The organism is Herbaspirillum sp. Her2, assembly GCF_057961375.1.
The window spans coordinates 4,778,022-4,791,240 of sequence record NZ_CM176331.1; the positions used below are offsets into that span (position 1 = coordinate 4,778,022).

A 13,219-nucleotide genomic window follows, 5' to 3' on the forward strand; every position below is an offset into this window, starting at 1 on the left:
CATGGGTAGTTGGATCCAAGTCACCTAGCCGTACCAAAAGAATTACAGGAGTAGATCATCGTAATTCTGAAATGTAATCCGTCCAGAATCGGAGCGCGAATAAAGCAAAATTTGAATACCAAGCGCATTGAGGCGACTCGCAAAATACCCTTCAGGCTTGTCCGGGAGAACAGCAATCTGCAATACAGGGAATCCGACGGCCTTCTTCTGAATTAATGGCACGTGCATCAATAGCTGCCCGACAGCGGTATAAACGCTCTGTGGCTTGGAGCTTGTCTTTACCTCAAAGATGACCGCCTTAGTTCGCGTGATGGTTGCCAAGTCGACAAAGGTATTTTTGAAACAGGTCGCATCGTCGAAGAGCTTGGCCAATGCGTGCACAACATCGCCGTGGAAGCGGTCGGACACGGTCCCTCCTCGGGGAGGGATTGGCACTTTTCCAGAATGTTCTCTGAAATATGCAGCCAGCGACGCCGCTACCGTGGCATCTTTGCGCGAACTACGCCGAGTTTCCAGCTCTCGATACACCTCGGCGTCTTCTCGTTGACGACCGATGAATCTTGCAGTCTCGCGTATCTCCAGCGCAAAGGTCTCAATCTTTTTACTCAGCGCCTTTGCTCCAAGTGACGCAACAATTATGAATCGTTGCGTCCACGTTCCTGTTTCGCCTTCAACGGTCGCGGTTCTAGTAGCGTCCAGCACATCTTCCATGATCAATCTGGAGCGGCCCAACGTGACAATCCCCCGGTGAGCCAGAAATACCTCGCCGGTCGCCTTCTTTTTTAAGAAGGTGCCTCCAGTCGTCCGGGCAAACTTCGTCACTGCGATGTTGAGCTGGATGTCGATCATCAGCGCATTGCTCGAACCAAACTCACCGTGTCCAAAATAGTTGACTGCAAGGCCGCGCGAATCTTTCGCATTATGGCTCCACCAAAAGGCCTGATCGCTATCATCGCTCTGAAAACATACACTGGCAGCCCAACTGCCGCTGGGTGAACCAAGAGTACGATTTTCTTTATCTGGAAAATCATTCGCCAATAGCTCACTGAGCTCTTTGGAGTATTGCCGTACCTCTTTTATATCTTGTACTTCAATGTAGTCAGCCATGTAGTCTTTCTTGTTTCTAGAACACCAGCAATTCGGTGGACAGTCTGCCCCGGGGATGACTTAACGGATTCGCTGCGAAAGAAAAGGGGAGGCTTTTGGAAATCATCAATTTTGAATCAAATCAATTCGTTTCCCGAGGAACATTGGCTTATCCGGTCCGCGATAGCGCGGCAACCAACGATGGTCTTTCGGACCAGTTGGGTGGTCGTACTCGGTGGACGAGAAGAGAAGTTGGGCGTTGTTTGCCTCACACATCTTCTCCAGCTCCGTGAGGTACCGCGCCAAATCGGCAGTATGCAGCTCCTCCTGTTTTGGCGTATCGAGAATGAGGAAGCGGAATGGGCGAGTCCGGTCTGATAGATATGCTTCCAGCAGGGCCGCGTGAATTGCCAGCACGAGGCGGATCGTAGTGCTGCTACTACCGCCGCTGCCGATGACATCGAGCGTCTCACCGCCAAAGGTGAAGCGCAAGTTCAAATCGATATCAACATTCATGGACACGTTCTGTGTTTCAAGCGTCTGCATCCACTTTACGGTCAGTTCGCGTAATTTGAGACGCAGCTTATTGAATTCTTGGTCGGCTCGACCGGTTTTTGATAAGTCTTCAATGCGATCCTGAATACGATCACGCTCGCGCTCGAGTTTGAACAGCTTCGAACGTTCATCCTTCAGTGCAGCGATTCTGCCCAGCTCTCCCTGGACGGCGACAATTTGCTTTGTCAGGGCTTGTACCGCGGTCACTAATTGATCCACTCCGGAGAGGCTCGGCGATTCGAGGTTAGCCGCGAGGGCCTGCCGCTCGGCCCCAAGCTCTTGAAGCCTTTCCTCTAGCTGCTCAACTCGGATTTCGGCGCGCTGACTGTTCCGCTCAAGATCTTTGATTTGGTCCTTGAGATACAGGAGGTTTTTCCCATAAGACTCCGTGCTTCCCAGGAACAACCCACAGTTCGGCGTACGGCATATTTCCTGAAAAGACGTGAAAACCCGTCGAGCCTCATCGTTCAAACCAAGGGTATTAATCTCGCCGTCAATCTCAGAGCGAATGGCGTCAATCCCCGCAACACGGTTCTGAAGCTCGAAGAGTTCCATTTGCCGGCCGCGAATTTGAGCGTCCTTTTGACGCAAGAGCTCCATAATTGTGGAGCTTGCAGCCCCTTTGGAATCCATGGACTCTCGAAGCCCTTCTATCTGCTGCGTCAGGTTGTCTGCTTTCAGCTGCAGCGCCTCTTGATTTTCATCACTGTCATCCAAGCCTCGGCTCTGATACTCAAGCACGCGCTGCGCGGCAACGATCTTGCGTGTCTGCGCCTCCAAGGCACTCTTTTCTTCGAGGAGAGTCCTTTTAATATCGTACGAGTGCTTCGGATTCAGTCCGAACGCAAATCGCACCATCTCAACGAACTGGTCGGCAATGAACGATTTTTGAGGAAGATAGGCAGCCGAGTATCCATGGCCTTGAATCAAATAGAAGACCGGTAGTAACGTTGCAATATAGGGCTGTGCCGCTTCACCCGTAGTTGATAGAAGCCTAGGTGGTGTCAGCCCAAGCAGCTTGAACAGATCGAGAGAAAACGTGGCTTCTGAGTGGTATTCAGTTGTTTCACCATCGAAATCAATCGTAGAGTAGAACCCCGAGTTCTTCGCATCGATGGTACGACGAATAGTAAGTGGCTTTCCTTCTGACTCTGCCTGCAAAACGACTGCCGAGCATTTCTCGAGAATGTCATTACGAAAGTTATTGGGAAAACCAAGGGCGGACGCGAGCGCTCGAAACAGCGGTGATTTTCCGCTGCCATTCGGCGCGAAAAGCATCGTCGTCCTGTGCCCGAATTCAAGGAGCGGGCTTTCCCATCCATTGTCTCCCAGTGGCTCTATCTTCAGTGACTTCAGTCTCAATTCACTTCTCCCCTTGCATGGGCTTCGTCCCGGATGTATTGGTAACTCAGCTCAATGCCTTTCATAGACAGGGCTAGCAGGCCCTCCCCTTGAACGGCGCCCATATAAACTTTTTTCCCCAAAGCGGTGGCTGATATTTCCCGTGTAACCTTATCGATGGACACTTGGCCAGTTGACTCCAGGAACGTTAGCGCTTTCACCGTACGAATGCGCAGGTTTCCAGACCACCCAATATTCTGCGAAGACCATTTAAATCCAGCCACTGTACGCTCCAGACATTCGCCGACCAATTGACCAATCTCTGGAAGCAATGGCTTTGAGCGCCCCTTCGACAATGCGAGGATCACCATAGCAAGTAGCGGCAACTGAAACAGTGCCTCGTTGTTCAACGTATGCGCCGGCGAATGCTCTTCGCCAGGCAGATTCAACTTGAGGCTAAGCTTTTTTGCTTCGATGAAGAAATCTGCTGTGCTCATCGTGTCGCCCTCCGAACGATGGCCGCACAAAAGGCGCCGAACATCAAATCAGTGTCCAGCGAGGAGAATTTATTTCCAATGGGTGAGCTCAGTACCTTTTGAATAATATCTTCGAGGTCCGCAAAGGCTCCGCCGCCAAGAAGCCAAGATTTGCAGCTGCTATCGATTGCTTCGAGAAGAAGGTCAAAAGTAAGGTCTGGGAATGTGTGTCGAGCAGTTCTAACCCATACATCCCAGGAGACCTTCGCTCGAGAAGCGGTCTCGATCATGGATTCGGTAGCACCGACTTCTTTAAGCTTGCGCTGCAGGATGGACGCTGCCTTGATTGCAGCGGGGTCACCGCCCTGTAGCAGCGTCTGGTAGACCTGTGTCGAAATGCTCAGGACCTGAAGCAAATCCTCAAGGCCAACCCCAGTTGCCACTTCGAGGTCTGCCTTTGACAGCCCATGAATCGGACCACACGACTTCTCCTCGACAAGCATTACTAGATTTTTCGCAATGCGCTCAATTTCGGTCTGGTGAAGCTCAATCTCTGAATGCCGCCAAATGGCGTTGTGAGCAGCGATACCAAAGGAATCTAGCGTTTCACCTATGTGCTGAACGTTGGCCTGTAGGGACATCTTTCTGCGAGCCGCTTCCACCTCTGGAGGCGATAAAGGTCTATCGGGCGAAACAATTTCCGCAAACTTCTCAATGAACTGTTGAGTGTATTTTTTGCTGGACTTTCCTTCAGCAAGGTCTGCAATGACGTCGTACACCTCATCTTTGAAATGCACATTGCTTAGGATAGTGACCTCACGGCACTGATCGCCAAATTCGATCGTGTGGATGAACAATTTTCCAGCAATGCTATTTCGAATAGATTCTATTTTTTCAGGGGTATCAAGTCCCCCCCTCTTTTTGAGAGAAAAGACTTCGTCAATATCCCATTGCTGGTTGGCTCTACCTTTGGTTTTAACCTGGAAAAAGTGGTATTCGACGACGCCGGAAACGTTTCTACGCACGACGAAGTCGTCGTGATAGTCGCAGTAGACGCGATCAACCTCTTTCCCGCTAAGAATCTCAAGCGCCGCAAAGGCAGCTGCTTGACACTGCATGCGAAATCTCGCGAGCGTGGTTCGCCCAACAATCTCACGTGGTACTTTCTCATGGATAAGATCCATGGCTTTTTCCCCATCTATTTCTTCTTGTAGATCTTTATTGTGCTCGGTCACTGTTGATAAGTTTACCAACTCCGCTGACTGTGGAAAGCCGACCAATGCGAACTAACGCACCACAAAAATCCATTCCTAACCCCTGGGAAAGAATACCACGATGATAAGCCCTATGTAATACAGGAAGGAATGTCCTGTTATCTTCATTTCAGCTGGAAAAGCCGTTGGCCAATCTAGATGGCCGAGCGATTTGTGCGTCGAAAGCACTACTCGAAGATAGATTTCGAGGCAAATGCCTTCGAACGTTTGGCAGCTAGATTGCCGGTGAGCAGGTCTCGCATTGGTGACGGCATAGTTTCAAAAAGGCCCGAGAACTGCAGGCGTGAGGTTTTGGCTGCAATCAAGACCTCGATAAATGTATTAGGCCAATCATCCAGAATATTTCTTGCCGCGGACAAGTATTTCGCTCTCTCAATAACGGGTAGTTGAGATATTGATCTCGCTCCAGGGGGAGGACGTCGCAGAATTATTTGCCAGCGCTCCGTAACTTGGCGGCGAAGCTGGATATGTGTGCGCCGAACAAGAAGCTGGCTGATGACGAAAAGTGAGCGCGAGTCCTCTTCGTTAGCGTTAAAGGATTTAGCTAGCTCCGGAGCGTATATGCACGGCGGAGTACCGCTGGTATGCATGTTATTTCGAAGATCGTGGCCGCAACGACAGATATGCAGAGGGCGCCATCTGAGATCTGAGATTTTCTGATATCCCCAAGGCCAAATCTTTTCGAAGCACGCCGGGCAACACTCCGATAGAAGATTGCCGTGGAAGTGACAGCGGGTCAAAAGTGCAGACCGCCAAGCGATCCTAAAATAAGGAATGGAATCCCCATTTAAACATTCTGGACAGAACATCGGGGCCGCAACCTGAGATGTTGAACGATGACCTAGAGTGATTAACCAAGGAATCTTGCCCGAGGTAGGGAACGTCTTTCCGATATTTTCTTCGGCCGTTAATTGACTTAGCGTTTCAGGAGCGACGGATGCATAGTTAATCAACCACCTGGCAATATCGTCAGAAGGCATCCTGTCAGGATCTAGTGCTCTCTCGTTCGGCGCCCGAGGGAAACGAAGAAATCCATTATCTAGCGCTATGCGCTGGCGCCAAGAGGATAGGGATTCATTTGGCAAGGGCGGCGGGCGAAAAAGGAACATATCTATACCTTCTCAGCGGCCATATTAATTGCCGATTTTAGAATCGGGACATTGTGCAGTGAATCTTCAAAGAGAGCGATCCATCGCTGAGGATTACGGTGTTTAAAAAGGCCTAGAAGCGCTTGCTCAAAGCTCTTAGGCCAATCATTTAACCAGCCCCGAAAAACCTGCATGTCCGACATGTCGAAATAGGGATATGCGTTTCCCAGCATACTCTCGTTGCCACTATGTCTGACTTGATAGAGCAATCGGGCGATGTCAAATTCTAGCCGTGCAAATTTTAGCGTCGGAGGTTCTGCATCTTTTCGCCAGGGGGCAAAAAATTCATAGAAATCCTCTAACCATGGAGGAGCGAGTTCCTGCGGGAGCGCTGCTAAATTAGCTCCGCAGGCACACTGGCCACGCCGTAACCTCCTATATGAGATAAACGCACTGCAATTTTCACAACGGGCGCGCAGCAACAGAAAATGTCTATCGCAAAAAATCTGCAAGCCTAGATTGAATTGCGGCGGAGTAGGTCGCGTCTCCGCAATGCACGTAGGGCATATCTTTGCCCTTCCACCTAGGCCCTGGGTATGAAGAACTATCCCGCGCATGTGAAGTGGGCCGGGGATTTCGAGCAAGGAAAGTTCCCCTTCTATAGCCGCTAGTAAGACATCTTCCGGTGCCGTGCACAGAGCCATATAGCTGACTCCCAACAGTTTGTTTAGTTGTTGCACATTGAGTAGGTGGTTTTCATCGATTAGAGTTAACAGAAAGTCTTGCCGACATTGATTCGGTTGCGGAGCGGGCCGGACAAGTAATTTACGCATCGTCCCGCGTCCTTTCTTATTTCGGCTCATATTCACCCTCTCCGTGCACGAAGTGGTGGGTTGGATGTGTCGAACCAATTCGCAAAGGGCTCAAATTCTTTAGTCAGTGGCCTTTTCGGGCCGGTTGGCAGGAAGGGGTTCAGGGCTCTTGAGACCGCATCTTTGTGAATCACGGGAAAGGCGCGCGCGAAATCTTCACGCGTAAGGCGTTCTCGACCACCTTGATGCATCAACGCAATAGCCTCGATAAAGAGCTGAAAGATATAGTCTGGTATTCCAAATGTCGCGTAGTGGATCTCGGCAATTAAGTCCTGCTCAATCTCTTCGTCACGTTCCGCAATGGGAAGTTTGACCCAGATACTTTGAACAAAGCGAACGAAGATTTTCTTTTCCCGTTCGCTGTCAAAGTAAAAGTAATCTAGATGAAGTTGCTTTACTGTCCGTCGCTTCAATTGGCTATTGGCGTAAATTATTTTCTCCGCAGACGGTGTTCCAAGAAAAACTACGAGGCATTTGCTCACCTCAATAAGAGTGCGCAACCAATTTCCGATCTGCCTAATTCCAATTTCTCTACGCTGATCTGGAATATCTTGCACGTTGTCGATCAAGATAATCCGAGTTCCAATCCTCGGGATCAAATGCTGAATGCGCAGCATGAGTTCCATTGCCGTCCCGCTATTCCACAGTGGGTCTCCTATTGAAATTAGCAGTGCTCGTCCCATTGCCCTATCAGAAGGTCGCGACGGGATATCAAATTTTATAACTGGGATATTTGTGGAGCTGCCGACAATATGATCGGGCCATTGAGCCTTTAGAAACCTGCAGAGATGGGTTTTTCCTGCCCCTGACGGAGCAAGGACAAGAATTCCTGCGCCAGCTTCTTCAATTTCGCAGCGGCTAGCGCGGCGTTTAATTTCAATCGCCGCTCTTACGAAGTTCGGGTGATCTATTTGCATTTGCGCAGCAATGTATTGTTGGCGCACACTTATCGATGTATTTCTCCAATCCATCATTGCGCTTCCTCCTGCGATCCGAAGTTGGCCGGAAATTCCCACTCATCCTCGTCGTTCTCGAGTTCAACGAGAGACAGTTGTTCCAGTTGATATTCAATCTCGGAAATTTGCAGATCGTCCTCGAGCGAAGCCGTTGGACCTATGTTTCCAATTCTATTTGCGAGCTTTCTCTCACGAAGCTTTTTTGACGTAGCAAGTTGCTTTGTTCGGGAGATGAGTTCTTCTCGAGCCATATAGAGGTCTGGGAGTATAGGGTTAGCTTTGCCGAGCTCTTTAGAAGTCTTCAGAATCCACTTGTGTTGCGTCAGATTCAGATTCGCGGTGTATCCAATATCTGTACTGGGTACTATCAGAAATTGCTTTGTCTGGGGGATGCGTACATATATTTGAGTCAGATCATTTGGGTGATAGCGAAACGTTAGCCTGCTACTATGACCCATCCGTTTTCTCAAAGTAATGAGGTCTGTGCTTTGATATTGAAGTCCAAATAGTTTGAGGCCGGCAGGGGAAAGCCTGGCCGTGTGCTCAAGGGAGAAAATGAATCTGAACTGATCTAAATTTTGAGGTACCCGCGGTCGTATGTCATGGACTGCGGCATGCCAGAGCTGTCGAGGGCTCATGCCTTTAGAGCGCGGACTATTTGAGTAAATGTCATAGGCCCATTTCTGTAGAAGTTGCTGAAATGTTAGCAGATTCATTCTCGCGAGCTTTCTTCCTTCAGCGGCACCTGATTGCATACCTTTGGCGCCGCTATATCCCGGCATCATTTCAAAAAGACCACGGATCATACGGTTATTAAAATCCTCTACTACCGACTTCTCAGTCGGCGTCCGCGGCTTCGCCCAGGCAGTGATGGCACCAGTGGATTCATGTACTGCGAGTTCAATTGCTTTGGAGTGGTTATATAGGGCATTGTCGAAGACAACCACGCTTGGAAAGCCGTAAAATTCGGGCGCTTGATCTAGCAGGTCGAACTGCCGTTCGTCTTTTAATTTTGGTAGCACAGATCTCTGAAAGGCATCCATCGCCGAGACGGTATTTCGTGGTTGATCGCTGATTGATAGTGCAAGCGGAACCGTCGAGAACTGATCGACTCCAGCAGTGATGTATGCGCGGCCATAGGGAAGACCGGTATTTTCATCGATAAGAAATACCCGGCTATCCTTATCGTCAAATTCGATGATTTGTAACGGTGCCGTTGTTGTGTCGCGCGGATACCAGTTCCTATACAGTTCGTTCGCGATCTGCTTTCCTCGGTTCCTCCGACATATGGAATAGCTTCCTAATTCTTTTTTCGTTATTCTTTCTATGGTTGCGCGGCTTGGGAGAATTGAGGCAGCAGTACTTATATTTCCATGTCGTAAAAGGCGTGCAGTAAGTCGTCTCTCAATATCTGCATATCTTATTATTTGATTGGAATCGGCTTTTAACTCTGCCAGCAGGATTAGTAGTTCATCGCGAGCTAGGGAAGAGATGCGAGATTTTCCGCTCCCTCCCCGTAAATTGTATCGAGGAATTAGGGCGCGCCAGTCGCCGTGGTTCTGATCAAGTGTGCGGGACCAACGGTATAAAGTGCTAAGCGCAGGTACGTCGACATCTGGCAGAATTTGGTCGGTCTTTAATTGTTGAACTAGTTTGTGATAGTCCAACTCAAGCAGATTTGTAGAGTGGAGGCTGCGGTAGCCAAGTGATCGCAATCCTATGATTAGGACGTATAGCATTCTTCCCCAAGAAATCGCCTCTGAGCTGTGTTCCATTAACGATGATTGGATTTGCTCAAATGCACTGCTCTTTAAGACGAACGTCGCCGAACTCGCGGGATTGTCGATGGGAGCAATTTCCCGTGCTAGGTAGAGCTGTTGAAGTCTGTCTGCCGAGATCATTTTCCGATCCAACGTCTCTCGATTTTCTAAGAGGAACTGGTCGTCTATAGCATCTACTATGTGGAAGATGATTTCTTCATGGATGAAGTGCTGACCAACAGAGAACGATGCGCCGTCCTGAAAAATTCTAGAGGTCATTTTGCATCCTCCAAAGAATTCCAAAGGTGATTGAATCCGGTGTTCTTTCCTAGAAAACTGGAGAGGAAACTTGATGACCTACCATGTTTAAGAACTGTTGATGATGTTAAAACGTCGTGAAGAGGAAAGTGGATCTTGCCTGACCAGGTGGCCGCAAAGATTGCTGCATAGTCCCACCCAGCCTGATATATGTCACTTACATTCGCTGAATGTCGCTGACTTAGAAATTCGCAGAGCTTGATTACCTCTACACGGTCCACACTATTCGAGTAGCGCCACATGTCGAGGAAGTTTCGGCGGAGGGCATGATTTATAGGTGCCCTGTCTGTCCAAAGTAGATAGTGCAGTTGATGTTCTGCGAAGTATTTGCGATTGCGTTCAAGTTGCGAACGAACAGCCTGAACTAAAAAGCGATTGCTCTTCACCTCTACGACATATCTTTCGCCGCTCGTGCCAATTGCAAAGAAATCAGGAATGATCGCGTGGCCTGACCGTGGGTCATTCGCCTTGAATGGTTGAGCCTTGTATTTCGAAAGTGCGCCGAGTGCAACAAGATATTCCAAGATCAGTGCGGCGATCAGTTCATTCCGCCCCTGGGTGCCAATATAGCCTGCCTGTGAGTGAGACCAGAACTGATGATATTGGGTTGTCTTTGAATGCCCTTTTAAGTGGCGTGTGGGGCCTGCTGAGAAGACATCTTCGATCCAGGTGTCGGATCCTATGGTAGATTCTATGGGCATGAGGTCTCCCTTCTGCATGCGGCAGAATAGACAATGTCACTTTTTTTTGTGAACAGGGGATTGACCTTCAGGCGGGGGGCAGATATCTTGCAAGTGTCAAGTCGCGGATATCTATCCCGGCCAAAAGGCGGCGGATCTCGATTTGGGGTTCGTCGCTTTTTGTTTTTACAGTTTCATTTCTCCTCTAAAATAGATTGGATTCGCTGAATTTTGTCTTCAGACAGAGCTGTTGTGGTACTTATGAGCTGTACCAGTGCTGGCAGGTCATAAGACGTGTTTTCATACCTCTTTTTCTTACGGTCGACATTTGCCAATTCCCGAAGCGCATATGACTCTGTTGTGGACAGATTCAACGCACTGATGATTTTCTCCAAAATGCATGTTTTAGGAGGATGTCGCCGTTCGTTTTCCAATTCGGAGTAATAACTGCGGGCAATTCCGGCCGCGCGCGCAATGTCGCGCTGAGTGCGTCCTTGCGCTGTTCTCAGTCTAAAAAGTTCTGCGCTAAAACTCTTTCCCGTCAGATTCTCTTCGAGGCATCTCATGACGAATTGTGGTTCAGATCTAATCATCTGAATCGTAGCGGAAAGTCACTTGTATTTCAAATTATCCTTAATAATCAATTACTTATTTCGTATCGTTGTAACGATACGGATGAGGATATCTTGAGTTCCCAGCCAGTTGAGTTGCAGGGAAAACTGCCCTGACCTGAGACGAATTTTGTAGCCACCGGCTAAGTGAGTTCTTTATGCTAACGCCAAGGAGAACTCAATGAAGAAGCGATTTACGGACGAACAGATCATCAGCATCTTGCGAGAAGCAGAGAGCAAGGAGATTGCGACGGTAGATCTGTGCAAGCGCCACAACATTACTGAGCAGACCTTTTACCGCTGGAGAAACAAGTTTGGCGGTATGGATGTCTCGGATGCCCGGCGGCTCAGAGAGCTTGAATCCGAGAACGACAAGCTCAAACGCATGGTGGCGGAGCAGCTGCTGGTGATTGATGGCTTGAAGGAGTTAAGCCGAAAAAAATGATGACCTCCGCGGGCCGGCGCGAAGCGCTGGAAGTCCTTACTCGTCGGGGGCTGTCGCAACGCAAGGCATGTCGTTATCTGGAGCTGAGCCGGCGGGTAGCGGGTTATCAGTTGCTACAACCTGAAAAGGATCGGAGCCTGACGCAGCAGCTCATCGCGGCATCGTAGGAGGTCCCTCGCTTCGGCTATCGGCGTATGTCTGCCTGGCTGGCCTTGGGCGAGTCCCGAGTGCGACGGCTCTGGAGCGCGCTCAAACTGGGCATTCCACGAAAGCGGCCCCGCAGGCGTCGATGCGGCAACGACATTCGGTTACCGGGAGCAACCAAGCCTAATTCAGTCTGGAGCTATGACTTTGTTCATGACCAGATGGTGGATGGACGCTCGTTGAAGATGCTGTGTGTGATCGACGAATACACCCGGGAATGCCTGGCCATCGAAGTTGCTGCCAGTTTGCGCTCCCAGGATGTCATCCTGACGCTCTCGCGATTGATGCGGTTACATGGAAAGCCGGCCTACGTTCGGTCGGACAATGGAGCCGAGTTCACAGCGGCCAAGGTCATGCGCTGGCTGCGGGATGCCTCAGTTGGTCCGGCCTTCATTGCGCCAGGCAGTCCATGGCAGAACGGATTCGTGGAAAGCTTCAATGGCAAGCTGCGTGACGAACTGCTTAACCGGGAGTGGTTCCGCAGCCGGGCAGAGGCAAAAGTGCTGATTGAAAGATGGCGTCAGTTCTACAACGAGCGTAGACCGCATAGCTCACATAACTACCAACCTCCAGCTACGGTCCGTCGAGCCTGGCTGGAATCGAATATGATCGACAGCCGACTCACTGCCTAACTGGCTACAAATTACCGACGCAGGTCAGCCCCACTTTTGGAGTAAGCTCCTTGGGCTGAGCCAGGGCGGATGGAGAAACTAAGCCGCTTACCTAACACGACTTGGAATCCATAGGAAAATTGTGAGTTGGCGAGATTTATTTGGTGTGCAAGTTGAATACTTGGACAACCTTGCTAGTCGTCTTTACTGGAATTGATATTGTACTTAGCGAAGTATTGTTCCATCATTTCGTCTCCTCCGAACTCATGTTGGAGCAGTCTCAGTCTCTGGAGCACTTTATCCTCTACGTCATATGGAACGTTCGTGTAACCCCTGGGTAGGCCAACTGCCTCCTCTATATCTTCTATTGTCCATCCGAGCAGTGAAAGACCTTTCTCTGTGAAGATCGCTCTCGGGTCAACATATACCCAGAACTCTCGGTAGCACCGCTCGATAACTCTGAGAATGTCAATAAAGTACTCTTCCGCAAGACGTGTAACCTCTCCGGCTGGAGCGTCCTCAAGTCCCTCCACGTTCACAAAATATGACAAGTGTCGTACTTCTCCATCTCGCATAGTACCGGAGTGTCCGACGGGTGTTTCACCGACTTTTTGCTGAAAATTTCTTAGGCTTACGAAGTATTTGGCAAGTTGGCTCGATTTTAGCTTCACTCTCTCTTCTTCGTACCAAGACTCAAAGTTCGGGTACTTACACATCACAGCTTGTAACGAGAAGGTGATGCTCCTTGCGGCAGATGTAAATGCGCTCAGCACATATGAGAATTCGTAATACTTCCCGCGTACTTGTTTGAGTTGGTCTAGGAAATAATCGGTTTCGCCGACCTTTTGAGCGACGATATGGAAGCCTCTGGAAGGAAACTGAAATTTGTCGCTCATTGTTATGAGAGTTCCCATACCACTTCGCATGCTAGGTACTCACTGA

10 protein-coding genes and 1 pseudogene are annotated in these 13,219 nt (G+C 49.5%); 1 reads left to right on the forward strand and 10 read right to left on the reverse strand.

Annotated features, from left to right (window positions below; translation table 11 throughout):
• Positions 1–42: 42 nt before the first annotated feature.
• From ACWHXP_RS21695 to ACWHXP_RS21735, 9 genes are all read right to left on the reverse strand, one after another.
• Positions 43–1,107 carry a hypothetical protein gene (locus ACWHXP_RS21695; RefSeq protein ID WP_489635081.1) on the reverse strand — a complete coding sequence of 355 codons (1,065 nt, stop codon included), beginning with the start codon at positions 1,105–1,107 and terminating at the stop codon, positions 43–45.
• Positions 1,108–1,212: 105 nt separating this feature from the next.
• Positions 1,213–3,003, reverse strand: a complete 1,791-nt coding sequence (locus ACWHXP_RS21700) for a hypothetical protein (protein WP_489635080.1) — start codon at positions 3,001–3,003, stop codon at positions 1,213–1,215.
• Positions 3,000–3,479 (reverse strand): hypothetical protein, encoded by a 480-nt coding sequence (locus tag ACWHXP_RS21705; protein ID WP_489635079.1) that lies wholly within the window; start codon positions 3,477–3,479, stop codon positions 3,000–3,002. Before ACWHXP_RS21705 ends, ACWHXP_RS21700 begins: the two co-directional genes overlap by 4 nt.
• On the reverse strand, positions 3,476–4,693 hold the full coding sequence (locus ACWHXP_RS21710; protein WP_489635078.1) for a dsDNA nuclease domain-containing protein: 1,218 nt from the start codon (positions 4,691–4,693) through the stop codon (positions 3,476–3,478). Before ACWHXP_RS21710 ends, ACWHXP_RS21705 begins: the two co-directional genes overlap by 4 nt.
• Positions 4,694–4,899: 206 nt before the next feature.
• Positions 4,900–5,841, reverse strand: coding sequence for a TniQ family protein (locus ACWHXP_RS21715; protein ID WP_489635077.1), 942 nt, complete (start codon positions 5,839–5,841; stop codon positions 4,900–4,902).
• Positions 5,842–6,685: 844 nt separating this feature from the next.
• Positions 6,686–7,666, reverse strand: a complete 981-nt coding sequence (locus ACWHXP_RS21720) for an ATP-binding protein (RefSeq protein WP_489635076.1) — start codon at positions 7,664–7,666, stop codon at positions 6,686–6,688.
• Entirely contained in the window at positions 7,663–9,687 is a 2,025-nt protein-coding gene (locus tag ACWHXP_RS21725) for a Mu transposase C-terminal domain-containing protein (RefSeq protein WP_489635075.1), read from the reverse strand. Before ACWHXP_RS21725 ends, ACWHXP_RS21720 begins: the two co-directional genes overlap by 4 nt.
• Positions 9,684–10,427: a hypothetical protein gene (locus ACWHXP_RS21730; RefSeq protein WP_489635074.1), complete on the reverse strand. Its 744-nt coding sequence runs from the start codon at positions 10,425–10,427 to the stop codon at positions 9,684–9,686. The genes ACWHXP_RS21725 and ACWHXP_RS21730 overlap by 4 nt, the downstream gene beginning before the upstream one ends.
• A 173-nt stretch (positions 10,428–10,600) precedes the next feature.
• Positions 10,601–10,972: a helix-turn-helix domain-containing protein gene (locus tag ACWHXP_RS21735; RefSeq protein ID WP_489635073.1), complete on the reverse strand. Its 372-nt coding sequence runs from the start codon at positions 10,970–10,972 to the stop codon at positions 10,601–10,603.
• A gap of 226 nt (positions 10,973–11,198) precedes the next feature.
• Between ACWHXP_RS21735 and ACWHXP_RS21740 the strand changes: the two are divergent.
• A pseudogene (locus ACWHXP_RS21740) lies at positions 11,199–12,298 on the forward strand (IS3 family transposase).
• A 173-nt stretch (positions 12,299–12,471) separates the two neighbouring features.
• Here the strand turns inward: ACWHXP_RS21740 and ACWHXP_RS21745 are convergent.
• Positions 12,472–13,191, reverse strand: coding sequence for a hypothetical protein (locus ACWHXP_RS21745; protein WP_489637750.1), 720 nt, complete (start codon positions 13,189–13,191; stop codon positions 12,472–12,474).
• Between the last annotated feature and the right edge of the window lie 28 nt (positions 13,192–13,219).

What these genes read in the sequence shown, in the direction of transcription:
- ACWHXP_RS21695 (WP_489635081.1), bottom strand. Translation starts at nt 1,107, where the DNA reads ATGGCTGACTACATTGAAGTACAAGATATAAAAGAGGTACGGCAATAC.
- ACWHXP_RS21705 (WP_489635079.1), bottom strand. Translation starts at nt 3,479, where the DNA reads ATGAGCACAGCAGATTTCTTCATCGAAGCAAAAAAGCTTAGCCTCAAG.
- ACWHXP_RS21715 (WP_489635077.1), bottom strand. Translation starts at nt 5,841, where the DNA reads ATGTTCCTTTTTCGCCCGCCGCCCTTGCCAAATGAATCCCTATCCTCT.
- ACWHXP_RS21720 (WP_489635076.1), bottom strand. Translation starts at nt 7,666, where the DNA reads ATGATGGATTGGAGAAATACATCGATAAGTGTGCGCCAACAATACATT.
- ACWHXP_RS21725 (WP_489635075.1), bottom strand. Translation starts at nt 9,687, where the DNA reads ATGACCTCTAGAATTTTTCAGGACGGCGCATCGTTCTCTGTTGGTCAG.
- ACWHXP_RS21730 (WP_489635074.1), bottom strand. Translation starts at nt 10,427, where the DNA reads ATGCCCATAGAATCTACCATAGGATCCGACACCTGGATCGAAGATGTC.
- ACWHXP_RS21735 (WP_489635073.1), bottom strand. Translation starts at nt 10,972, where the DNA reads ATGAGATGCCTCGAAGAGAATCTGACGGGAAAGAGTTTTAGCGCAGAA.
- ACWHXP_RS21745 (WP_489637750.1), bottom strand. Translation starts at nt 13,191, where the DNA reads ATGGGAACTCTCATAACAATGAGCGACAAATTTCAGTTTCCTTCCAGA.